This window comes from Porphyromonas sp. HMSC077F02, assembly GCF_001815465.1.
GTDB lineage: Bacteria > Bacteroidota > Bacteroidia > Bacteroidales > Porphyromonadaceae > Porphyromonas_A > Porphyromonas_A somerae.
The window spans coordinates 98532-123532 of sequence record NZ_KV820669.1 but is presented as its reverse complement, the minus strand read 5'-3'; the positions used below and the strand labels follow the sequence as shown (position 1 = coordinate 123532).

Here is a 25001-nt window from a genome sequence, read left to right as displayed (position 1 = left end):
ATTACCCTAATATGATTAGTGACTTTTTCACAGCTTTAATAAAACTATCTACTTCTTGCTTGGTATTGTAAAGTCCGAAACTAACCCGAGCAGTTCCTTCAATACCAAAACGTTGCATCAATGGCTGGGCACAATGATGACCAGTCCGAATAGCAACACCTTGTTGATCAAGCAAAACTCCCAAATCGTACGGATGTACTCCCTCCACTAAGAAACTGATTACAGCCTCTTTGTCGGCAGAAGTACCATAAATCTTCAACCCATCAATATGGAGCATCTGCTCCGTTGCATGCGAAAGCAACATAGATTCATAGGCTTGGATTTTATCTAATCCAATATTTGATACATAATTGATACTTTCGGCAAGTGCCACACTATTGATAAAGTCTGGGGTACCAGCTTCATACTTATAAGGCAACTCATTATAGGTAGTCTTTTCCCAACTCACGTGCTGTATCATCTCACCTCCACCATGGTAAGGAGGAAGCTTTTCAAGCCATTCTCGCTTTCCGTAAAGCACACCTATTCCAGTAGGACCATATATTTTATGGCCACTAAAAGCCAAGAAGTCAACGTCTAAGTCAGTAACGTCTACCTTACGATGGGCAATAGCTTGTGCTGCGTCTAAAAGCACTGGCACACCATTGGAGTGTGCATGAGCAATAATCTCTTTTACAGGATTAACCGTCCCTAATACATTTGAAGCGTAGCAAATGGAGACCAACTTAGTACGGTCGGTAAACATTGACTTCATAGTCTCCATATCTAATTCACCATTATCAAAACAAGGAACGACCTTAATCTTTATTCCTCGCGCCTCAGCTTGAAGTTGCCAAGGGACTATATTTGAATGATGCTCCATAGCACTAAGTATCACTTCATCTCCTGCCTGCATTTGAGACGAACAAAAAATACTCGCAACCATGTTGATGCCTTCAGTAGTCCCCCTTGTAAATAAAACTTCTGCTGCCTCCCTAGCATTGATAAACCTTGCTATCACTTCTCGAGCATTCTCATGAGCCATTGTTGCTTGCTGGCTGAGAGTATGCACGCCCCTATGTATATTGGCATTACGAGTGGTATAAGCAAGATACTCTGCATCTAGCATCTGCTTTGGCTTTTGTGTCGTTGCCGCATTATCTAGATATATCAATGGATATTTGTCGTGTATCTTTATATCTAAAGCTGGAAAGTCAGCTCTTATCTTTTCAATATTATAGGACATAAGATATTGATTAATTTAAAATATGATGAAGGATCCCCACATAGATCCCTGCAGTTTCGGTTCGTAGTCTTTCACGACCTAGAGATACAGTCTTAAAGCCATGACTGAGAGTTAGTGCAACCTCCTCACTTGTAAAATCTCCTTCCGGACCAATAAGGAAACTACTATCCACACCTGAGACAAAGGTCTCATTCAGCTCTCTTTTCTCAAATGTATCTGCACAATAACCTATATAACGACCCTCATAGGTAAGTTGCGAAAGGTAATCCTTTAGTGTAGGGAAAAGGTTGAGCTCTACCGTTCTGATCTTTTCGGACTGCTTCATTGCAGCAACCATTATTCGCTCTAAACGCTCCATATTGACGCGTCTTCGAATGGTATGCTCCGTAACCACTAGCGAAAAGCGAGTTATTCCTATCTCTGTGAGCTTTTCAAGGGCCAACTCTATTCGATCTATATTTTTTGTGGGTGCAATAGCTACCTCTAGCTTTGGACACATTGGAGGTGTAGTCTCGACAAGCACCAGGTCGGTTATATTCTGGCCTTTAAGTGAATTATTGGATATTTTGGCACTATATAAGTTCCCCAGACCATCAGTAATCAATACATTTTCCCCCACCTCAAGACGTAGAACCCTAAAGGCATGCTTTGCTTCATCTTGTGGTAACGTTAAAGAGCTACTGATATCTGGAGCATAAAAATAGGGTAGATCACCAATATTACTTTTCATCGCCTTCTTTTTGCTCAATTATTTCAGCAAATCTCTTTGCCCACTCATACTTCTCCATCTCCACCACTTTCTCCTTGATCTCCTTTAACTCTTGTATTGAAAGGGAGGACTTCAATTCCTCATCTGTTAGCCTCGATAAAAACTCATGATTAGCCTCCTCTTGATCAATCATTAGCTGCAACACGGCCGACTTACTTAGTTGAATAGGAGCACTATGGCTAAGTTGTTTTTGGATATCATCTAGAGATACCACAGGTGAGTCTTTTTCCAAGAGAGCATCCTCTGCCATTACAGGCAATTGATGTAATACTGCATGCATCACCGCTAGGTATATAGGTACTCTGCAGTAACTAACTTCGCCCATATCAGAAAGGGTATAAAACCACCCTTCTCTCTCCCCTCCTTCACCAGCTCGAATGATCACTTTATGTAAGAATATTCCTGTAGCAGATTGGTACTCATCCAACGCGTCTATTCGAAGGTCGAGTTTAAGCATCCTTGCTTGTAGCAATAATTTGTAGGAGCCCACCAATGAAGGTGGAATAGAGATACTCAATCGGCGATCATCTTCGTTATTATTAGGACAAAACACCAAGTCTATTCCTACCATTTGCCCATTGACCATATACCCTTGGACATTACGAAAATGAACGCGGGTGAGGGACGATGTCTCCAAACATTCCTCACGTTTAAATACCTCTTTCCAATCTCTATCAATCACGATTTAGCTGTTTTTAAGTACAGAAATCCATTCATAGTTTTCAGAGTCTACTGCCACCTCAAGTAGATTCTGAATAAGCTCATCACTCATAGAAGCAAGCATCTTAATAAGATGCAACACAAGAGGGTCGTCAGGTTTTACACCATTAGAAATTTGCGACTTAAGCTCATTGTAGTAGGACTGCAATGGAGAAACATCTGAAGGTAAAAGAGAGTCCTTTTGTTTCACATCAAAATAACTAGCCGCTTTACTGAGAAGCTTATAGTCTATTAAGATATCCAACCGCTGCTCCAGCGCAGTCATCAAACCATTAGGCATAGAAGTCTTAAAGCTACCACGAGTACCATCCTCACCCACATAATAAAGATCGGACTTTATGGAGTATCTCCCCTCGTATATATGGAGTGCCGTCAACTTGGTATCAGAAATTAGCTCAAAGTAATAAGTCAGATTTGGGAGATCTACATTGCTAGAATAGAGGCTATTTATCTTAGAGAAAAAAATAGGACTCAATTCAGAAGGAATGGCAACAGGATAAATCATTTCATTACCATTTGGCAATTTATATTTATCCGAATCAATAGGAGATAAGAGTGCCACCATCACATCAGGGGATTGTGTAGCACTTCCTATCCCACGAAGAGTGAGAGCAACCATCTCAATTCCTTCTTCATGATTTTCTGGTAATTCAACTCCCATTTCCTTCATTATTGATAGCTAGACCTACTAGGTCAAATCACTTATATTTATCTTCACTTCTACTAATGAGGTCTCGAATTTGGTGTACCAATCTCGAGACCCATTAATCACGACTAATGCAAAGCTTCTACTATCCAAGATAGCTTCTCAGTTGCGTTTCATCAGCATTCTTACGTAATTGGCGTATTGCCTTTTCACGTATCTGCCTTACTCTTTCACGGCTCAATCCTACTGCAGATCCGATCTCATCGAGGCTCATTTCCTGCTCACCACCTAAGCCGTATGTATGGATCAAAACATATTGCTCCCTCTCGGAAAGACACTGCATAGCCGAGCGAATCTCATTGACTAAACTCTCATCAATAAGCCCGCCATCAACATCTCTAGCATCTTCATCTTGCAAGACATCTAAAAGGGTATTAGACTCGCCGTCATCAAAAGTTTTATCAACAGAAACTTCACCCTTATCGATTTGGATAATATCAATCACCTTATCCACCTCCATATCGAGCTCATCTGCCAATTCTTCTGGCGAGGGAAGTCTCTGATGAAGTTGCTCAAATCTATCTCTTGCAGCTTTCAGCTTCGTCACATTTCCTACTTGATTCTGTGGAAGGCGAACAATACGCCCTTGGTCTCCCAAAGCCTTTAGAATACTCTGTCGTATCCACCAAACTGCATAGGTAATGAACTTAAAACCACGTGAGCCATCAAAACCTTGAGCTGCACGTATCATACCGAGATTACCCTCATTGATAAGGTCAATAAGAGGTAGGCCCAAATCCTGATATTGCTTTGCCACACTAATCACAAATCGGAGATTGGCACGCACCAGTTTATCCACAGCAGCTTCCGAATTTTCGTCATTCCGCTGTATTTGCATCGCTAATTCAGCCTCTTGCTCAGGAGTGATCATCTCCTCCTTAGCAACCTCCTTCATATAGCGATTCATTACTGCGTCGTCCCTACTCGTGATCGACTTCTCAATCTTTAATTGTCTCATACGTTCTCCTATATATTCAAAAAAGTGTGCAAATTTACCTATTTATTCACAGATACTCAATATATCTATGATACGGAGCAAGATGCGTGCCAAGGACAATTTGTCCATATCATCAATTGAATAACAAGACCTACCGCCACTTTGTTCGCTTCAGAATAATGATATAAAAGGTGTTACCTATCAACTCGTCAAGGTAACACCTTTTTCTCATTAAATCAGTTCGGTTACTTGAGTAGTTCTTTTACAGCAGCTTCAATCTGAGTATCCTTTCCATCTAGGACCCTCTTGAAGTCTAGGTTCACCTTTACATCAGGCTGCAACTCAAAGTTCTCTAGATAATAGCCTTCGGCAGTCTTGTAGCCCACAGCAGGAATTCCGAAGTAGAGTGATGGATCCAATAGCGTTACCCAATTCACACTGGTCATCGTTCCAGGCACAGGCATTCCTACAAGTTTACCTATCCCCATATGCTTATATACCCAAGGCGATCCGTGAGCATTTGAGTAGTCAGCCTCACACATCACCATAACCGAAGGCTTAGTCCACCTCTTACTTGGCATATCGCAATAGTACTCACCTTGAATCTCTTGAGTTAGGTACTTAGTGCCCGAAAGGAATACCTCCAAATCCTCGTGTAGTCTTCCACCACCATTGTAGCGGATATCTACTACAAGGCCATCAGTCTGGTAATACTTACCCATAGCATCGGAGTAAACTCGTCTAAAGCTATCATCATCCATCGAGGCGATATGCACATAACCCAGCTTACCACCCGACAGACGCTTCACCTCCTCAGCACGTTGCTTGATCCAACGCTCATATAGAAGACCATTAAGGCGTCCACTAGAAATAGGCTTCACCACCTCCTCATCGGTTTTACCACTCTTTGGGGAGTAGAAAGTAAAGAGTACATTCTTACCGCTCTTACCAGCGAGTAGAGGGAAGAAGTCCACATTGGCACGAATCTCTACTCCATCAATCTTAGTTAGATAGTCTCCTGCACGTACCTCGCTTTTGTGCGTATCAAAAGGACCACCAGCTACAACTTCTTCAATAAGAAGCCCCTCATCAGTAGCTCGAGTAAGATCAAAGAATAGCCCCGTCTCAGCTACCCTTTCAGCAGAGCTAAATTTACCATAACCACTACCAGTGTGCGATACATTTAGCTCGCCAAGTAGCTCTGATAGCATCTCAGAGAAGTCATAGTTATTATTGATATGTGGCAAGAATTTACGGTATTCATCCGTCATAAACTCCCAATCCACACCGTGCATATCCTTAACGTAGAAACGCTCTGCCTCCTCCTTCTTAACGAAGTTAAACATAAACTCCCTCTCAGCCTTGGCATTGAGATTCATTTCTGCTCTGATAGAGACAGACTCCAACTTTTCACTACTCAAAGACATCTTTTGTACCCCTCCAGTGCTGATAAAGAAGAGATTCTCCTCCTTTGCATCAGGTTCAAAAGAGACATAAGAACCATCAAGCTTCTTCAGAAGTTTGGTATCACCTTTTCGCAGATCCTTCACCCATAGGTCATATCCACCCTCAAAAGCGGCCATATAGTAGAGCTTTTTACCATCCTTAGTGATATAGGCGTCACCTAAGTCGCTAGAAGCAGGGGTCAGTCTCACGATACGATCTTGGATATTCTCAAGCTCCACTAGGATTTCATCACTCTTGCTTTCCTTGTCCTTAGTCTCATCCTTATCTGCATCCTTTTCGGCCTTCTTCTCCTCGTCAAGTAGAAGTTCATAATCCTCCTCATTGAGTTTGTACTTATCATAAGCAGCACGGTTCAGAAATACGATCATCACATCATTCATCGAACCCCAACTAGCGTGGTTACGCATGCCATATTGTTCCGAAGCATAGATGATCGCATTTCCACCCATCACAAATCGAGGGTTCATATCAAAATACCCACTCTGCGTGATATTAGTCATGTCACCTGTAGCCACATTCAATAGAATAATATCACAGAAAGGCTCGTGATGATTATCAGAGAGCTCCATAGCTATCCAGCGACCATCTGGCGACCAAGTATAGTTGATTCCACCAGTTTTATCGGCCGTATATCTACCATCATATACCACTCTCGAGCTCTTCTTCTCCACATCATAGACCGCCAACGTCTTGCGATCCTTCACATAAGCCACATATTTACCATCAGGAGAAAAAGTAGGATGCATCTTTTCAGACTTATCACCAGGGATCAAAAGCTCCTCATTTACAAGAGTAGCATTGGCAAAGTTAGGATCCTCTTTACGAGCCATCTTAGCGATATAAATATCACTTTTACCCCCTCGTTGCGACTCATAAACTACACTTCTATTGTCGCTACCGAAAGAGACACTTCTCTCCATTGCTGGGGTATCGGTAATTCGCTTAGTAGTTGAATAGTCTGAACTCGTTACAAATACCTCGCCACGAATAACATAAGCGAGCATTTTGCCATCAGGCGAAACCGAAGCCGAAGTAATGCCACGCGTAAAGGTGGTTTTAGTAATCTCCTCCTCGTCCACGTCGCTCAATATCTGTATAGCTACCTTTTGGGGTTGGCTTCCTTCCGTCATAGTGTAAATGCGGCCGTCATAACCAAAGCAAAGAGTTCCATCTCCACCTACAGAAAGAAAACGCACTGGATGATTCTTGAAATTAGTCAAAGCCACCGCATCTTTCTCGTTACTGCTATTCAAAGGTTGCTTAAACACATTAAAAGTTCCTTCACGCTCGCTCAAGAAATAAAAGCTATCCCCATTAGGAGCAAATACAGGGTTACGATCCTCACCCTTCCAAGTTGCAAGAGGCTTATATTGCTTGCTTTTGAAGTCGTAAAGCACGATATCTCTCGTCACGGAAGAGGTGTGATGCTTACGCCATACATTTTCAAACCCCTTGATATCCTCATAAATCAGCTGACGCCCATCGGCACTAATAGCCCCCATACTTACAGGAGTAGCCATCACCATGATAGAGCGACCACCCTCCACAGGCACCTTATACACCTCATTGAGGCGAGCGGTAGGGAAAAGTGCGCTACTTGCGGGGTCCTGAATATGAGCAGTATAATAGATATACCTGCCATCAGGCGAAAAAGCTAGGATCGACTCCGATGTAGAATGAGTCGTCACCCTTTTAGCTGCACCTCCATTGGCATTCATCACATAAATATCCCTACTCCCATAGTATCTATCACTTACGAAAGCAATTTTCGAACCATCAGGGCTCCACATAGGAGTGGTGTCATATGCTTCGTGAGTAGTCAGTCTAGTGGCCACTCCTCCAGTGGTAGCCACCTTGTAAATATCCCCCTTGTACGCGAAAGCGATTTCTTTGCCATTTGGCGATATGGATGGATATCTCATCCATAGTGGTTCATCATTTGCAACTGCTGCTCCAGCCATTCCGATAAGTGCAAGAGCAACAAAATAGATTCTTCTAATAATCCTCATATAGGCTATGAATTTTTGTTAGTTAAATTACTAGTTACAAACTTAATGATTTTTTCCCTAACCGTCTTAGATTTTAAGCATATAATACTTAGCCATCAAAACAAAGAAAAAATCAAAAACGGAGCAGAGATAATTAATATCAGTAGCACCTCCACTTTACGATTCGTTTGGAGCGCAAACTTCAAATCGCCATCCGTCAGTAGGTGCGTTGAAGAGCCTATCGTAGGCTTCTCCACCATTTGTCCTCCATAGACGTGCGTTCCACCAAATTGACACCCCAGCATCAATGCAAGAGCCGCCTCGGGATATCCCGAATTCGGACTTGTATGCTTGCGCCCCTCCTCAAATACCTTGGTACGCAGATCCCACCGCCTATTCGCCACAAGCATAAGCAAAGCAGTAATCCTTGCAGGAATCCAATTGGCCACATCATCAATCTTAGCGGCCACGTATCCAAACTCCCCATATCGCTCATTCTTGTACCCAATCATCGAGTCCAAAGTATTGATCATCTTATAGGCCACAATTCCGGGCACTCCAAAGATCAAAAACCAAAAGAGTGGAGCGACCACTCCATCCGAAAGGTTTTCGGATAAAGTCTCTAATGCTGCCACTTTGCACTCTTCCTCAGTGAGCGAATCAGTATCCCTTCCTACGATGCGAGAGAGTTGCTCTCTACCAGCAGGAAGTGAGATGGCAAGCTGTCGAAACACCTCCTCTACCTCCTCTATTAACGTGGTCCCAGCTAGGCAATAGTAGACCAAAATAGCCCCCACCACCACAGAAAGCCACGATGGCAAGAAATAAATCAAGAGAAAAGAGAGCAGTGCCACCGCAAGAATCAGCGATAGTGCCACCATCGCCCCATTCCTACGCCGATGCTCGCCGTGATTATACTTTCCTTCCGCCCACGAAATCACCTTACCAAAACCCACAATCAGGTGAGGCAACCGCTCTGGGTCACCTAATAGGCGATCCAGTAGCCACCCTAGCCATAGCATGATCATCCGTGCCAAAAACAGAGCTTGTAGTGAGTAATAGGTCAGCATAGCATATTATTCAAATCATTGAGAGCCGTTATCAGCTTCTCATTTTGTTCTCTACTCTGTGTTGCCAAACGAATATGATAGGAAGAGAGCGTGGGAAAATTAGAGGCATCACGAATCAATATTCCATGGTGAAATACCAACCAATCCTTCACTTCCGCAGCGGTCAAACGCTTCAGTTTAGCAAGGAAATAGTGCGTATCTGTAGGATAAACCTCCACGCCACTTAACCGAAGAAGTTGCTCCACCAACCACCTCCGCTCCTCAAGAAGAGTTTCCAAGTGAATGGAACGCCCATGTTCCAGCAGATAGTGCCCCGTCTCAACCGCCATAGCATTGACACTCCATGGTAGTTTCAATGCCACTAGCTGCTCCAATAAGGCTGGAGTAGCGATAATATAACCTAGCCTTAGCCCCGGTATTGCATAGGCTTTAGTAAGAGAATGCACCAAGAAACAATTAGGTAAGTCCACCACCTCCATCGGCAAGAGCACCCTTTTTGGAGTAAACGCCAGATAAGACTGATCAATCACAAAAGTCACCGAGGGGTTACTTCTCATCAAATTCAGTAACTGCTCGTGATCATAGGTAAGACCGGTAGGATTATTGGGATTACAAAGCCACACCACACTATTGGGAGCAAACTCCACCTTTCCCGACAACACCTCGTCAATTTCAATCTCTATAATTGTATGACCATAGAGCTGTGCACTGTGGCGATATTCCGAAAAGGTCGGCTGTGGAATATAAGAACGACGCCCTGCAAAAAGGTGGGCAATCATATAAATCGCCTCAGTAGCTCCACTTGTCACCAATACAGACTCCTCAGGCACCCTAAACGAGCTAGCAATTTTATACTCCAAAGAGAAGGCACGTGGCTCCGGATAGCGATGGAGAACCTCCTTTCTTGAAGTAAGATAGCGCCACAAGCCCTCATTCTCAGGGATATGTGGCACATTAGAACTAAAGTCAGCAACAATCTCTACCCCTGGATATCTATATCGGTCATCTCCGTGGTCATTAAGCTTCATATCTCATTATCTTGTATAGAAGCTCCACATCAATATGACTTCTCAGATGGCTAGCAAGCAGGTCAAAAGTATCTTCTAACTTCTCAATATCCTCATCAGTGTAGTCGCTCTTATGAGCACTCTTATCGCTCAAGGTATCCTCGCTAGGGAGCTCCACTCCCTCCATATAAGGAATCACCCCAAGCACCGGCACGCCACAAAGCTCCTCGATCATCTTCGTTGCTGGCGCAAATATAGAGAGGTCACCTCGAAACTTATTGATCAGGATCCCCTTAATCAGCTTACGATGCTCGGGACGCTGAAGCATCACAGAGCCATACACTGAAGCAAAGACCCCACCACGCTCAATGTCGGCCACTAAAATCACTGCCGCATCGGCATGCTCCGCCATCGGCATATTCACAAAGTCGGTATCTAGCAAATTAAGCTCACTCACACTTCCTGCTCCTTCGAGCACAATAGGATTGTAGCGAGTTTTCAGCTGATCAAAAGCTGCCCAGGCATGACTTTGAAGCTCCCTTCTTCCTTCACTTTGGCGAAAATAATCCCTCGCATGCTGCTCTCCTACCTCCTTACCTAAGCAGTAGATATGGGCATTCGTTACACTCGAAGGCATCATCAATACCGGATTAAGTAGTGCTTCAGGCTCCACCCCGGCCGCCACAGCTTGCAGAGCCTGTGCCACACTGATACGATCTCCATTGGGTGCAGTGTAATAGTAGGGTGCCATATTCTGAGCTTTAAATGGGGCGGGACGAAATCCATCCTCCCGTAGCAGACGGCAGAGAGCTGCCACAATCATACTCTTCCCCACATCACTCCCCGTACCAGCTATCATTATGGGACGCAATTTTTCCATACCAATATGTTATGTGGTCTTTAATTTAATACCCCTTGGCACGGCGCTTGATCACTTCTGCCTGTGCTTTTGGATCTAGCCTACGACCTTCAAATAATGCTCCTTCCCATTCGCCATAATTAGGGTTAGGGAGCACAATATAGATGGTCCCGAAATTGCTCATATCGTCACGAGCCACCTGACTTCTCTGCGTCTCATTCAAAGCATTGTAGCTAGGGAAGTCGGTCAATTGGTCGCCCATATAGATCACCACATCAAAGTCCTTAAGCACCTGCTCCCTACGCAGATCCTTATTACTAGTATCCCCTTTGAGTAGCAAGTGATCATTATCTGCAAAGGGGAAATCATACTTCTGTAAGTTGAGCAGAGTCCCCTCTCGCTCATTAAAGTTGCGGTTAGTGATATAAAATATCTCTACCCCTTCATTGGCAGCATACTTAAGGAAAGCAGGAGCACCTGGCACAGTATCGGCTACAGCCATAGCACACCACTTGGTCCACTCTGCAGAGTCAAAAAGCTCCCCTTTTAGCCCCTGATGAACCGCATTTGGAGAGTTGTCCAAGATGGTCTCATCAATATCCGTAATGATCGCAAGTGGCTTATCCCCCTCTTGCGACAATGCAAGTGCCTGATCCAAGTAGAGCCTAGCCCCATTAAAAGCTTGATAGCAAAGTGCTTCATACTCTGCCGAGCGTTGCATCCACGCAGCGGTGTATATCTTGGCAAAAGGGAGTTCACTCTCCACTACACGTTTCTGAGAGCCACACCCACATAAGAGTAGCAACAAAGGGCTCAGAGCAACGATTCCAAATGAAGTCAATCTATTTTTCATACTCTACAATTAAAATTTAAGCGTCAAAGCAAGCATGCCAGTAATTCCCTGACGCTCATAGCCCAACCATCTGCCTTGTTTTTGATGCAAAAGATTCTGACCAATGATAGAAACCCCTACATTACGGTGTGCGTCATAAGTAACTCTAGCTCCGAGATTCAGACAATTATAATGATCCTCCACCTTACCTTTCGTAACCACACCCTGTACATCATCGATCTGAGGCACAAGGTACTTGATCCCAGTCAAGGCTTGGAAGTCTACATGAAGGGTCAGTTTATCCATCAGCAGGTAGTTGGCATCGATTCCTAACTCCATCGTAGGCAGCCCAAAGCCCACCGTTGGCTTTTCCTCTAGCGTGCTCTGATATCTATTCACCTTCACCTTAGCTCCAAGATCCAGACCAATCGGCGAGAGATAGCGCGCCTCTACCTTAAAGAATACTTGCCCTACACCTCCACGATTGACCTTGGTAAATAATGGGGTAAATAGCCCCTCTTGCTGGCTACTATTTGGCGCTATAAACGTGGTATTATAGAGTGAGTAATCCCAATCAGAGAAGTCACTAAAGTGCGTATATCCTCCGTTAACGTCAATTGAGAAGCCATTGATATTTCCCAACTGAATCCCCACCAATGCTCTGTACTGAGCTATGTCAAAACCATTGTACACAGCCTCTGCAGAAAGCCATCTATTCTCCTGGTAAAGCTCTCTCAGGCCATGGAATCTAGCCCCACCATCGGCGAGCAAATAGAGAGAAAATAGATCGTGGGCTCTGTAACGTAGCTCCACATCAGGCACCACCAATAGCTTGCGGCTACCACGATTGAGAAATTGCACCTTAGCACCCGCCGAAAGGTGTAGGTTAGGAGCACTGTACCCCACATGAGGTGCCAATGAGATCTGCTGCATCGGTGAATGAACGTCCAACATCGTATGTAGCGCTGAGATAGCAATCAATTGATATCTGCCATCCACACCAAAGCCCCAGTCGCTTCCGGCAAATTTATAGTCTAGGTTTGCCACTAAATCCAGTCCTAGCTCCGACACCTTCTCAGGCTTTGTCCTCTCTTCACCTAATGGGAGCACTAGCCTGTTTTGCTCATAGAGCATTGAGGCATTATCCTTGCCCGTATAGCTCACCTTTCCACGAATACCATACTGCCACCGACTTGCCAAGGCAATAGGTGCAGGACTAAGGGAGAGATTGATCTCCGCCCCACCCATTTGATACATTGGATAGGTAGCATCCAATAGCGATGCAAAGGGCTCCTTGCGTGGAGAAAATAGCCCATAAAACGTATTGGCATGATGAAATAGCTCCACGCCACCCCCTACTGTACGCTCTTCAAGTGCATGATTGTAGTTGATCCCTATGCGAGTGTCGTGGGTCTCATCAATCTTTTTTATACCGATAGATGAATACTCCCCTCTGACATACCTAGATAGATGCTCTGCCGATAGCATCAGCGTACCAGCCTCACTTGTCCTGGGGAGGAAGGCCAGTTCGGCACCTCCGATGCCAGGATAACCTCCAAATAGTCGTGCATGTAACTTTTGCTTCACCGCTTCAGGAGCCAGAGGATTATCCAAGGGCTCAAAAAGCTTGGGCGTCACATTCATGGCTATCGCATAGGTATTGCGGGCAAAGCGAATAGGCTTCAGCTTCTTAGGGGCACTCCCCTCCAGAGGGTTAAAAAAGACCTTCTCAGCCTCCTGCCCCACAGGTTGGTACTCTCTCTGTAGCACCATCTCCCTCTTCAGCGTATCAGTAGCAAAAGGGTTGGCAAGTGCCTCACCTCCGGCGAGTAGTAGAGCTCCCGTTAGGAGCCACGGACGGATATATCTCATCATCATCTATTGATTCTATTTTAGTCTTCCCAAGCGGGTATCAATCATCTTAAGTATCCCATCATTGCGATTGGAATAGCTCCCCTTCACACTCTCAAGATAGAGTTGTGCACTCTCCTTATCCCCCAACTTATCGTAGCAGTCCGAGAGGAGGATAAAGGCCCTCGCTAGCCAGTATGCATCCGTAGTACCTCTACTGGTCACTTGCTCCATCTCCTTCTTGGCAGCTTGGTAATTACCTTGATCGTATAGGTCTAGTGCCAAAATGGTACGAGCGATGGCATGGCCACCAAAATCCTTATGCTTCATCACCAACTTTGCGAAGCGGAGGGCTTGCGACTTTTGATTGTTGAGAGCCGTCAGTTTCGCTGCAGTGAGGTAAACCTTGGCTGCCGCTTCATCACTTACCGACAGGGCACCATTAGCCACCTGATTGGCCAGGCTCACCGCGAAGTCAGTACTGCTACTCGTTTCGGCACGCTCGGCAGATGAAATAACCCACGTACTGCGACCAGCTTTGTCTCCCACGCTAAGTGCCAACGACAGATAAGCTTCTGCTGCCCTACCCGGCTCATTGAGTTTATCGTAGCTTGAGGCGAGAAGGCGATAGCTATCCTCTGCTAGTTTACCTTGGAATGTTTTCGCACGATCGCTCAGCATCGTTACCACCTCGCCATACTGACGGGCCTGATACTTCAGTAGTGCCTGGCTGTAAGTAGCCTTATCCACAAAAGCACCCCTTGGGTAGCTATTTATGTAAGACTCTAGTGCCTCAATGCCCTCTGCATTGTTACCACGAGCCACCACCCCTTCGGCAGCAAGATAAGCGAGTGAATCGAGCTCCGTCGAAGAGAGCTGCTCCGACACCCCAGTCTCTTGCACTAGGCGACTATAGCTATCCACCCTATTGAGCTGGATGCTGATGCTCTTTAAGTCCTGAAGGGCACTCTTTGCCTCGCCACTCTGTGGGTAGTTTCGTATCACACGCTCATAAGCCTTCACCGCATCGTCCAAACGACTTTCCCCATAGTAGGTAAGTGCCAATTGCAGAGCCACCTTAGGTGCAAATGCACTATTGGCACGCTCTCTCAAAAAGCGGGTGAAGAGCTGCTCAGCCCCCGACACATCACCAACCGATTGGCGAGCCCTTCCCTGCTCGTACAGAGCCTCATCGACCAAGGAAGAGGCTGGATATCTCTGTGGAAGGAGTGCTAAAAGGGTTGCTTTCTCTTGATATTTTTTCTGCAATCCAAGGATCATTGCCCGATTGAAAAGTGCATGATCTGCTTCACGACCTCCTGCCTGCTCTGCCTTTTGATAGTACCTCACCGCCTCCTCATAAGCTCGGCGCTGCATAGCAATATCGCCCAGCCTACAATTCACCGCACTCTTCTGATCGGGAGTGGGCTCTGCCAATTCACGCTCAAAGCGTTTTAGCCAGCCTTCAGCATCACCATAACGGCCCAAGTTGTAGCAGGCATAGCCAAGTGTGTAGTAGGCATTGGGGTTCAGAGGCAAACTGCTAGGGCGAGCCTTGAGGTACTGCTCGGTACTGCGAATGGCCTCGCCATAATCCTTGGCACGGTAGGCCGCTTCGCCTTTCCAGAGATAGGCCTCTGCCACACTCTCCGCATCACGCCCGCTCTTGATCAGTTCGTCGTATTGCTGAGACGCTACACTTACATCGCCACTAGCGAGGGAAGTGCCAGCTTGGCGAAGCTTCACACGGTCTCGCACTCGCACCAACTCGGTGGGTAGTGGTGAAAACTCCTCGAGCACCTTCAGTACCTCACCACTATTGGGCTCATGTAGATAAGCTTCCTCGAGGTAACTAATCACTTCTCCTCGGTAACTACTTTGTGGATATCGCTTTAGGAAACGTGCCAAGCGACGGCTTCCATCACCCAATCGCCCTGGCGTACCGGCATAGCTGGCAAGTGCTGCATTGTAGACCGAAACTTCGGTGATAGGTGCATATACCCCCATCCCTGAAGCTCTATCGAATAGATCAATCGCTCCCCCCAACTTGCGCTCAGAAAGCCTGCAGAGGCCGGCGTAGTAGAGTGCCAGTTGGCTCATAAAGTTCGTGCCACCTTCACCGACTTGTAGCAAGTAGGGCTCTGCCTCGCTATAACGCCCAAGCGCCAATAGCTCCTTACCGAGTGTCAGGAGCTCCACGCCACTGGCATCACCACCAGCGGCCAAATATTGCTTCAAATGGCGTACCGATGCCTCACTCTGTCCTAGTAGGCTAGTAGCAAGTCCAGCAGTGCGAGAAAGTGACGCTTGCACAGTTTGGTCGGCACCGTGACCACCAGATAGACCACGCTCTGCCAACTGAAGCGCTTCGCCATAACGCCCCTCGGAAAGGCGAGCCTCACCAAGATACGCCAAGGCATAGCTACCGTATTGTGGGTGATTTACCAACTCGCCAAGATAGCGACTTCCTTTGCTCAAGGCACCCCCCTTCATCGAGAGATAACCGGCGTAAAAAAGGGCATCCGATCTTCGTTTCTCGTAGTAGGTAAGAGGCTCAAAAAGCGCCAACGCCTCACGATCTTGCCCCTCTCGCATCAAGGCGTAGCCAAGACGATACTCCACCTCCGCACAGAGATCCTCGGGAAGAAGTGCCCTATTGACCTTCCGAAGCCAGTAAACGGCACTGCCATACGCCTCTGAGGCATAGTAGAGTCCACCGAGAGCTGCCATCGCCCTATCGATGTAACTGGAGTGCGGATGCTGCTCCACAAAGTGCAGTAGCTCTAGCTCGCTATCACCACACTGAAGTGCTCCACGAGACAACGCAAGTAGGTAGCGACTCTCCACATCCTCTGCACCCAGCGACCAAGGACTATCCCAAGCGCCACCAAGAGCGCCCAAGACACCCACATCACTTCCCGTAGCTCTCGCCTCACGAGCCAACTCAACGGGGGACTTATAGCCACTTATGCCACCTAGCTCCTGACCTTGGACCACCGAAGAAAGTCCAAACATCGCCAGGAAAAATATGCAGAAACGATTATGCATCATATCAAACCAAAATCATCAAAATTTACAATTTCCCTCGCCCCATATCCTTCCGCAAATGTACCCAAAATTTGCGACCTGAGCCCAAACAATTTGCCACGTACTGGTGCGCAAAACCAACCCCGAACAAAAGCCGAATAAATTGCAGAGGAAAAAATCAGTTGGCGAAAAATAAAAAGACAAGGCAAAGCAAATTTCGCAGGTGGTTTAATGGATCAATATTCCCTATAGAGTATAATAAATACCTATATTTAGTACCTAATATATACCTATTTTAGGGGTCTATTATAGAGTATTAATCCAATTAATCCAATAATAGCTAAGCAGTATGAATATCAATGGGTTACAAGTGGATCAATAAAACCCATGTGGATCAATGACTTTTGTATATTAAGGTCTGTTAAGGGTTGAAAAATACAAATCGCAAAATTAATAATCAGACGAATTGGATTAATCAATCCACCTAAAAGCAACCGATTTCAATATAAATGAATATCATATTTAATCCATAGATTACATATTTAACGCACAGCTTTGAAGCAAGAAAACAGCGGTTTTCATACGTAAGTAATTCACCTTTTAAAGGTATTCACCTTAGGTTTGCACCGTGCAAACTTCTTGAATGCTAGTATGATACACTTCAATTTGCCCTTAAAAATCGCCCTTTACATCATCATTTTCCTCGAAAATATAACATAGTTTAACCTTAGTGGGCTTGCAAATACTCATATTTAACATATAATTAAGAGCGTTTTATTTTGCCACCAAAACCACTTTTTAAGCCAAAAGAAGTAAATCGAGGAGCAATTGTGCGAAGTCAACCCGCCTTAGTCACCACGTAAAATGGTTGATTACAACTCACCAATCTTTTAGCTAGGAACAAAGCAATCGCTTAGTTGCATCTCGTCAATTGCTTAGTTGCAACTCAGCGATTGCTTAGTTGCAACTAAACTTTCACTCTCCTAACCTATTGATTTACTGAGGTCTAATATTTATGTAGAGAAGAGATTATTAGGCTATTGGGCAAAAATAAAATCCACCTTTCTAGTGCGTCAACTTTGCCACGGGAGGCCTAGATTTCACAAACTCTGTAACAAAGGGTAAAAGGAGAAAATCTAGGGGCTATTGTATAGAGTTAATTCATAGGATAACCAACTTACGACTATCACTAAAACAAGCATGTACATCCAATGAGGTGCCCTATACCACCTACTATTTAATAATCACCCACACTCCGTCTTTGTCACTGCCCTCTCTTCTAAGTAGCCCAGTTTCCTTAATTGAGGAGAGATCACGTTCGATAGTGCGTGAAGTCACGGACAATATCTCCGACATTTCTCGGGCTGAAATTGACGGAGAATTCCTTATAAGATTGATGATTTCATACTGACGATCAGTCAGTTTAGTCTCCGACTCATCTCCGACATTATCTCCGACATCATCTCCGACATTCGATGAGTCTGCAGAGGCATAAATGATGGTTTGAAACTGAAAAGGTGTGGAGGTGAATATTGGCTTCAGTTCATCTCTAAACCCTTGCAATGCTTTTGTTTCATTACAAATTCGAGTAAGCCCACTACCTCTCTTTTCCATATATTCGAGCTGAGCCATGATATTAGCTAGTATTGGGTTTCGCCTTTCTGATGATACATTATATATGTCCAAATCCTGAATAAGCATTCCATTGTACATACCTCCTGGAGAGGTAACAGTAAGTCGGTCATCATAAATATCAAGATGGACTTCACCTCCTATCACCGTATAATCTCGATGGATGAAATGGTTCACCATTGCTTCAAGCACTGCACGCTCAGCATACTCAGGTTTATTCTTTCTACCATCCGGAAGCTTATCCCAACCTTTTCTAGTGTTGGATCTAACGAAGTTCATAGATTCACGCAACAACATAATGACATTACCAGTAAACTCCACATCATTTATTGCATCGCTCTTGTCATTTCCACCCCAACGTGTACAATATAAGCGCGATTGTAACAAAGGACAGTCATCAGAAAACAAAGCTCCAGCATTAGTTAAAAAGCCATTGCTTGTTACAAGACCGAATGAAAGCAGATATTTCTTATCCCAGTCCTGCTTAGTACGTCTCTTAAACTCATTAGCTAATATTATAAATGTGTTGTTATCTTGACTAAAGTCAGTAACGAGTGAGTCGTAGGTCTTATTTGAACCCTTAAGAACAAGTCGTACCATATGCTCAGCAGTTGCGGGTACACTTTCGTCACCCATTCGCACGAAAGCGATACGCTGTCCATCTCCAACGTAGTAGTATGGAGTATAGTTACCTGTATTGACTCTAACCTCCAAAACAGTCAGACCTGTATCACTCTTATGGGGAATCAAATGAACATCGGGTAAAGGATCCATATAATCTCGGATCTTACTGCTAATTATTTCGCAAATCCCTTGTATGTCATCAAGGCCTTTTACAACTCCTTTATTATCAACCCCAAAAAATAAAGAGCCACCTACTCCATTGGCAAAAGCGCTTATGCTTTTCATCCAACTTTTAGGTCTCTTGCCTTCAAGCGTTAACTTGAAATCATATATTGTACACTCACTAATAAGATCCGTTATTTTCATGTTGTTGGTATATACTTAATTGTCAAGCAAAACGATAGGTTTACAACAAAGGTAATTAATTTGTTTTACTTAGTGTTTCTCTTCTTATTAAAAGGGGCAATTAAGTTGGATCAACTCCATATGGCCTTCAAAACAGAGGGAGTGCAGATAATAGAATAGTAATTCTATTCCATTAACAACTCTTAGGGAGGTGGGACCTTATGTGATCCGAGCTATTTTCATTATCTTTGTAAGTGAAAACGAGGTTTTTAATTTATCCAATAGATTAAGTACATATATATATAGCTATTTTATGAGTAAGATGATATCCAACCTAACGCCAAGTGCGTTTTTTGTGACCAAGGGAAGTGGTGAGTCGGACCTAGAGCTACACGCTGGTTCTTATCACATGGCGCTTTATGATGCAGGAATCAATGACTATAATATTATGGTCTACTCCTCGATCTTGCCCAAGACAGCTCATCTAGTAACGATGGATGAGATTGATTTGCCCCCATTTGGTTCGGAGATGAAGACGATTATGTCGGTTTCGCACGGGACGCAGGATGAGTTTGTATCAGCTGGAATCGTTTACGCATGGATGTATGCCGATGAAAACTTCGATGAGAAGATTGGCGGACTGGTATGTGAGGTGAATGGTCGATACCGTATTGAGGAGCTAGAGGCTAGGCTCACAAGAGTGATCATTGACCTACACGAGAAGACTTATAGCCAATATTACCTAGGTGAATTGAACTTCGTGACCGAGGGAATCACTATCGAAAAGCGATATGGGACTGCACTCGTCGGGCTCTGCTTTATGGACTTTGAGCAGAATGAGAGTTCAATCGGTGTATAATAGTCTTTGTTAGATAACATTCACTTAATACTTTAAGGAAGAAGGGGGGGTGGCTCTAATAGCAGACCACCTCCCTCCTCTTGAGGTATCTGAGACGGTTACCCCAAAAGTATATATATAATATTATATGGCAAGAAAAAGCAAAGCTCCAGAAATAGTGGAGGGGATAAGGATAGAGCGAATGGCGGCAGAGGGTCGCTGTGTGGGACATCTGGAGGATGGTCGTGTGCTCTTCGTCCCTTACTCTGCGCCTGGTGACATAGCAGATATTACACTCGGCAGACGTCGGAAGTCCTATGCAGAGGGGCGGATTGCGAGGCTGTTGGAGCCCTCTCCTAATAGAGTGGAGCCACGGTGTACCCACTATGGTCTATGCGGTGGCTGCAAATGGCAGCACCTGAGCTATAGAGCCCAGCTAGAGGGGAAACAACAGCAGGTAATCGACCAACTGGAGCGTGTGGGACATCTTGAGATTGGGGAAATGCGTGAAATCATAGGGAGCGAAGAGACTTATGACTATCGCAATAAGCTGGAGTTTACCTTCTCCAACCGTCGCTGGCTTTCTCGAGAGGAGCTCTCAGAAACACCTAATGAGGAGGCTTTGGACCTTGCGGGGCTGGGCTTTCATGTACCTCGAATGTTTGACAAGGTGCTGGATATTGAGCAGTGCCATTTGCAGGGAGAGCTCAGCAATAAAATTAGGTTGTTTATCAAGGCGTTCACCACTCAGCATTCCGGCTACGACTATTACGACCTTCGAAAGCATGAAGGGTATATGCGGACGTTGATGATCCGGACTAGTAGCACGGGCGAAGTAATGGTAGTGGTAGTCTTTGCTTATGAAGATAAGCAAAAACGGGAAGCCCTCCTCGATGCTCTTGCCAAGGCTTTTCCTGAGATCACCTCACTGATCTATGTGATCAACAATAAATTGAATGACGCTTGGGGAGATCAAGAGGTTTTCTGCTACGCAGGTGAGGATCATATATGGGAGGAGATGGAGGGTCTTCGCTACAAGATTGGACCAAAAAGCTTTTATCAAACCAATAGCAAACAGGCACTTAGGCTGTACCAAGAGGTACGAAAACTAGCCAATCTCCAAGGAGATGAACTTGTCTACGACCTCTACACTGGCACCGGTACCATCGCTTCATTTATCTGCCGAAATGCTAAGCGCGTGATAGGTATTGAATATGTGGAAGAGGCGATTGAGGATGCTTGTATTAATAGAAGTGTAAATGGACTGGAAAACCTGGACTTCTATGCTGGAGATATGAAGGAGGTGCTCACAGATAGCTTTATTGCTGAGCACGGTAAGCCTGAAGTACTGATTACCGACCCGCCTCGGGCTGGTATGCACCCCGATGTGGTGCAGACAATCCTTAGGGCAGCACCGCAAAGGATTGTATATGTAAGCTGTAATCCGGCCACACAAGCAAGGGATGTGGAGATGATGAAGGAGGCATATAAGGTAGTGGTAGCACAGCCTGTAGATATGTTTCCTCATACCAGTCACGTGGAGACGGTAGCTCTGTTGTCCAAAATACAGAACATCATTTAGATATAGAGTTTGACGCTATTAATAAATGACAAGTATATGAAATTGGTTTTACCTAGTTTAAAAAAGAAATTATAATGAAAATATGGAGGCTAAGAATATGAAGATTAATAATGAATGTTGTTGTGGATGCAAAACAGAAAAGCCGGATCAAATTAAAGACAATTGTCCTGTATGTAATAATGAAGGGATTTCCGTTAGTAAAGTAACTGTTGAACATCTAGTGGTAGATGATTATCGTAATGCTGTTAACGGAGATCAATATAAGATTTGCATGAACGAGGACTGCGACGTTGTTTACTATAACTTAGATAATGAAATAAAATTCTTGAAAGACCAAGTTAGAGTTCCTATCTGGTTTAAGAAAGATGCAGATCCTAAGTATGCTTGTTATTGTAGCGAAGTCACAGAAAATCAGGTAATTGAAACAGTTGTAAAGCATGGCGCGAAATCCGTAAAAGAAGTAAATGCCATCACTGGGGCAATGAAAAATTCTAATTGTAAAGAAAACAATCCGTTGGGAGTTTGTTGTCATAAGATTATTCAGGAAGCTATCGATAAAGGCTTGAAAATGAAATAATTACAGTCGATATGTTCCTACAAACGAGAGCCAATCTTTGATATGTTTCCATCTACGAGCGTGGATATGTTCCCCATAACCATAGGGGTTGAGAATATCTTGCTACTCCAGAGGAGGGCAGAGGAGAATGTTTGCACGAAGTGCCATTCTCGCACATTTGCTTCAAATGTGCTGAGACTTTTGACGAAGGATGAGATGCAAGGCGCTGAGGGTGAGGGTGCTGGGAGCGTACTCACATACGTGACCGAGCCCGAATCCCGAAAGCAACGTAGCAGATCGCCTTCGTGCAACAGTCTCCAGAGGGGTAATCCTATCTCTACTACTAATAAAGTAAAAAGAAGTGGCAATTGGCACTGCGACGGTTATTTTTTGGTACATTTGTGGAATGTAAAATTTAAGTATCAGTGACAGAACGTAATCACCCATTGAAAACATCAAATAAGACAACAATAGCGCTTACAGAAGCTATCGTGGAGGGAATCAAGGAGAAGAAAGGTAAGCACATCACTCTCATAGATATGAGGAGTGTGGAGGAGGCTTTTTGTGACTATATGATAGTGGCAGAAGGCAATACGGCAACGCAGGTAGGTGCCCTCGAAGGGGCGGTATGGGATAAGGTGCTCCAGCTGACAGGCGAAAAACCAATACACACCCATACAGGATCAGGTGAGTGGATAGCTATGGACTACGTAGATGTAGTGGTTCATATCATGGTGCCTGAGCTTAGAAACTACTACGGGCTGGAGCAAATGTGGGCAGATGCAAAGCAGACGATCATCCCCGATGAGGAGTAAGTAAAAAAAGAAATAGTAAGGTCATGGCACTACAACAAAATAATCCAAAAAACTCTCCAAATCGAAAAAAGAAGAAAAAGGGATTTGGACTGGGATGGGTTTATACCCTGATGCTACTCTCAATTTTGGGGATTTTGCTTTTCTCAAATGGTTCTAGTGGAGAAGAGGTGGAGTGGAGCCGTTTTCAAGCGATGCTCCAGGATGACCTCTTTGAGGAGGTGACGGTATATAGCTCTAAAGGTACTGTGCATGCTGTAGTCAAAAAGGAGGCTGAGTCAAAAGCAAAGAAGTACCAAATTGCTAGTAAGGAAAAGGATCAGAAGCGTCCTTCCCTACTCTCTAAGATTGAGGTGACGTCGGAGATTCCTGGAGCCGGTGCTTTCAATGACCTCTATCAGGAGATCATGGCGGGGAAGAAGCCTATCTCGGCCAAGGTCTCTTATGTCAATAACACCGCTAATTTGCTCAATATCATTATTAGCTTCTTGCCCTTATTGATTATTATATTCTTTTGGGTCTGGATGAGCCGACGCATGATGGGCAACATGGGTGGAGGCTCAGGTGGCTCTGGAGGTGGCATATTTAATGTTGGCAAGTCTAAAGCACAGCTATTTGATGCCGAGAATAGAGTGAAGGTCACTTTCAAAGATGTGGCAGGTCTAAGTGGCGCAAAGCAGGAGGTGGAGGAGATTGTTCACTTCCTTAAGGAGCCTCAGAAGTACACTGAATTGGGAGGTAAGATACCTAAGGGAGCTCTGCTTGTAGGACCTCCAGGAACAGGTAAAACGCTTCTTGCTAAGGCAGTAGCAGGAGAAGCGGGGGTGCCATTCTTCTCGCTCTCGGGCTCAGACTTCGTGGAGATGTTTGTGGGTGTGGGTGCCTCAAGAGTTAGGGACCTATTCAAAACAGCGAAGGAGAAGTCGCCAAGCATCATCTTTATTGATGAGATTGATGCCATCGGTAGAGCAAGAAGCAAGAACGCAGGCTTTAGTGGCAATGATGAGCGTGAGAATACGCTCAACCAGTTGCTTACCGAAATGGACGGGTTTGGCACTAATAGCGGGGTGATTATCCTCGCTGCGACCAACCGTGTAGATATTCTAGATAAAGCACTCCTTAGAGCAGGTCGTTTTGACCGCCAGATTAGTGTGGAGCTACCAGATGTGCATGAGCGGAAGGAGATTTTCCAAGTGCATATGCGTCCGCTAAAGATGGATGACACGGTGGATATTGACCTACTCTCTCGTCAGACACCAGGATTCTCGGGTGCTGACATTGCCAATGTTTGTAATGAAGCAGCACTACACGCCGCAAGGGCCAATAAGTCGGTGATCCAAGGGTCGGACTTTATGAGTGCTATTGATCGAATCGTGGGCGGTCTGGAGAAGAAAACCAAAATCACCACAGAGGAGGAGAAGCGAGCTATCGCAATCCACGAGGCGGGTCACGCTACAGTTAGTTGGCTTCTAGAGCATGCCAATCCATTGATCAAAGTCACGATTGTGCCACGTGGGCGCTCACTCGGTGCCGCGTGGTATCTTCCTGAAGAGCGACAGATTACAACTACGGAGCAACTACTGGATGAGATGTGTGCTACGCTAGGAGGTAGAGCAGCTGAATTTGTCACTTACGGGAAGATCTCTACTGGGGCTGCCAATGACCTGATGAAGGTAACAAGGATGGCACAAGCTATGGTCACCTACTTCGGTATGAGTGAGAAGCTCCCAAATATCAACTATGAGGATAACCAAAATGAATATGGATTTACAAAGCCTTATAGTGAAGCAACGGCTAAGATGATCGATGAGGAGGTACTACAAATCATCAATACTCAGTATGAGCGTGCTAAGCAGATACTTATGGAGCATAGAGACGGGCACCAAAAGATTGCTGACTTGCTCTTTAGTAGGGAGGTGATTTTCACCGAAGATGTGGAGAAAATACTTGGTAAAAGACCGTGGAAGTCTAGGGCAGATCAATTGCTTGATGCGGAAAATAAGTCAAAAGAGCAGGAGTCTACAATAGAAACCCCTACTGAGGCAACGGAAAAGGAGTAGTTTTTACAGTCTAAATAGTTTGGCGGTTGGAAGAATAATAGTATATTTGAGGCAGACTGGAGATAGTTATTTTATTAACTCTTAAACCTAAAAC

Annotated in this window: 18 protein-coding genes; 5 read left to right on the top strand and 13 right to left on the bottom strand. The window is 44.8% G+C overall.

Annotated elements, in window-relative coordinates:
- Position 1: 1 nt before the first annotated feature.
- The 13 genes from HMPREF3027_RS05265 to HMPREF3027_RS05205 all read right to left on the bottom strand — a co-directional run bounded on the left by HMPREF3027_RS05265 (position 2) and on the right by HMPREF3027_RS05205 (position 19080).
- On the bottom strand, positions 2-1225 hold the full coding sequence (locus HMPREF3027_RS05265) for an aminotransferase class V-fold PLP-dependent enzyme (protein WP_070707501.1): 1224 nt from the start codon (positions 1223-1225) through the stop codon (positions 2-4).
- Between the two features lie 10 nt (positions 1226-1235).
- Positions 1236-1955: an RsmE family RNA methyltransferase gene (locus HMPREF3027_RS05260; RefSeq protein ID WP_070707500.1), complete on the bottom strand. Its 720-nt coding sequence runs from the start codon at positions 1953-1955 to the stop codon at positions 1236-1238.
- Positions 1945-2565 (bottom strand): hypothetical protein, encoded by a 621-nt coding sequence (locus HMPREF3027_RS05255; protein WP_141756231.1) that lies wholly within the window; start codon positions 2563-2565, stop codon positions 1945-1947. The genes HMPREF3027_RS05260 and HMPREF3027_RS05255 overlap by 11 nt, the downstream gene beginning before the upstream one ends.
- A gap of 114 nt (positions 2566-2679) precedes the next feature.
- Positions 2680-3384 carry a hypothetical protein gene (locus tag HMPREF3027_RS05250; protein ID WP_070707496.1) on the bottom strand — a complete coding sequence of 235 codons (705 nt, stop codon included), beginning with the start codon at positions 3382-3384 and terminating at the stop codon, positions 2680-2682.
- A 121-nt stretch (positions 3385-3505) separates the two neighbouring features.
- On the bottom strand, positions 3506-4378 hold the full coding sequence (locus tag HMPREF3027_RS05245) for a sigma-70 family RNA polymerase sigma factor (RefSeq protein ID WP_018028080.1): 873 nt from the start codon (positions 4376-4378) through the stop codon (positions 3506-3508).
- 224 nt (positions 4379-4602) lie between these two features.
- Positions 4603-7833, bottom strand: coding sequence for a S41 family peptidase (locus tag HMPREF3027_RS05240; protein WP_070707494.1), 3231 nt, complete (start codon positions 7831-7833; stop codon positions 4603-4605).
- 95 nt (positions 7834-7928) lie between these two features.
- Positions 7929-8882 (bottom strand): adenosylcobinamide-phosphate synthase CbiB, encoded by a 954-nt coding sequence (gene cbiB, locus HMPREF3027_RS05235; protein ID WP_083317521.1) that lies wholly within the window; start codon positions 8880-8882, stop codon positions 7929-7931.
- Positions 8876-9910: an aminotransferase class I/II-fold pyridoxal phosphate-dependent enzyme gene (locus tag HMPREF3027_RS05230; protein ID WP_070707491.1), complete on the bottom strand. Its 1035-nt coding sequence runs from the start codon at positions 9908-9910 to the stop codon at positions 8876-8878. The genes cbiB and HMPREF3027_RS05230 overlap by 7 nt, the downstream gene beginning before the upstream one ends.
- Positions 9900-10769, bottom strand: coding sequence for a cobyric acid synthase (locus HMPREF3027_RS05225; RefSeq protein ID WP_246830536.1), 870 nt, complete (start codon positions 10767-10769; stop codon positions 9900-9902). Before HMPREF3027_RS05225 ends, HMPREF3027_RS05230 begins: the two co-directional genes overlap by 11 nt.
- Positions 10770-10794: 25 nt before the next feature.
- Complete coding sequence (locus HMPREF3027_RS05220; protein WP_070707487.1) at positions 10795-11601, bottom strand: 5'-nucleotidase, lipoprotein e(P4) family; 807 nt, start codon at positions 11599-11601, stop codon at positions 10795-10797.
- 9 nt (positions 11602-11610) lie between these two features.
- Entirely contained in the window at positions 11611-13458 is a 1848-nt protein-coding gene (locus HMPREF3027_RS05215; RefSeq protein WP_070707485.1) for a TonB-dependent receptor, read from the bottom strand.
- A gap of 9 nt (positions 13459-13467) precedes the next feature.
- Positions 13468-16482 carry a tetratricopeptide repeat protein gene (locus HMPREF3027_RS05210; protein WP_246830535.1) on the bottom strand — a complete coding sequence of 1005 codons (3015 nt, stop codon included), beginning with the start codon at positions 16480-16482 and terminating at the stop codon, positions 13468-13470.
- Between the two features lie 1209 nt (positions 16483-17691).
- Positions 17692-19080 (bottom strand): ATP-binding protein, encoded by a 1389-nt coding sequence (locus HMPREF3027_RS05205; protein WP_070707481.1) that lies wholly within the window; start codon positions 19078-19080, stop codon positions 17692-17694.
- Positions 19081-19372: 292 nt separating this feature from the next.
- On the opposite strand from HMPREF3027_RS05205, the gene HMPREF3027_RS05200 reads away from it, so the two are divergent.
- From HMPREF3027_RS05200 to ftsH, 5 genes are all read left to right on the top strand, one after another.
- Positions 19373-19918, top strand: a complete 546-nt coding sequence (locus tag HMPREF3027_RS05200; protein ID WP_018028088.1) for a pyruvoyl-dependent arginine decarboxylase — start codon at positions 19373-19375, stop codon at positions 19916-19918.
- 127 nt (positions 19919-20045) lie between these two features.
- Entirely contained in the window at positions 20046-21479 is a 1434-nt protein-coding gene (rlmD, locus tag HMPREF3027_RS05195; protein WP_070707479.1) for a 23S rRNA (uracil(1939)-C(5))-methyltransferase RlmD, read from the top strand.
- A 97-nt stretch (positions 21480-21576) separates the two neighbouring features.
- Entirely contained in the window at positions 21577-22056 is a 480-nt protein-coding gene (locus HMPREF3027_RS05190) for a Csac_0668 family 2Fe-2S cluster-binding (seleno)protein (RefSeq protein WP_070707524.1), read from the top strand.
- A 425-nt stretch (positions 22057-22481) separates the two neighbouring features.
- Positions 22482-22850, top strand: coding sequence for a ribosome silencing factor (gene rsfS, locus HMPREF3027_RS05180; RefSeq protein ID WP_070707523.1), 369 nt, complete (start codon positions 22482-22484; stop codon positions 22848-22850).
- Positions 22851-22873: 23 nt separating this feature from the next.
- Entirely contained in the window at positions 22874-24907 is a 2034-nt protein-coding gene (gene ftsH, locus HMPREF3027_RS05175) for an ATP-dependent zinc metalloprotease FtsH (RefSeq protein WP_070707475.1), read from the top strand.
- The last annotated feature ends 94 nt before the right edge of the window (positions 24908-25001 follow it).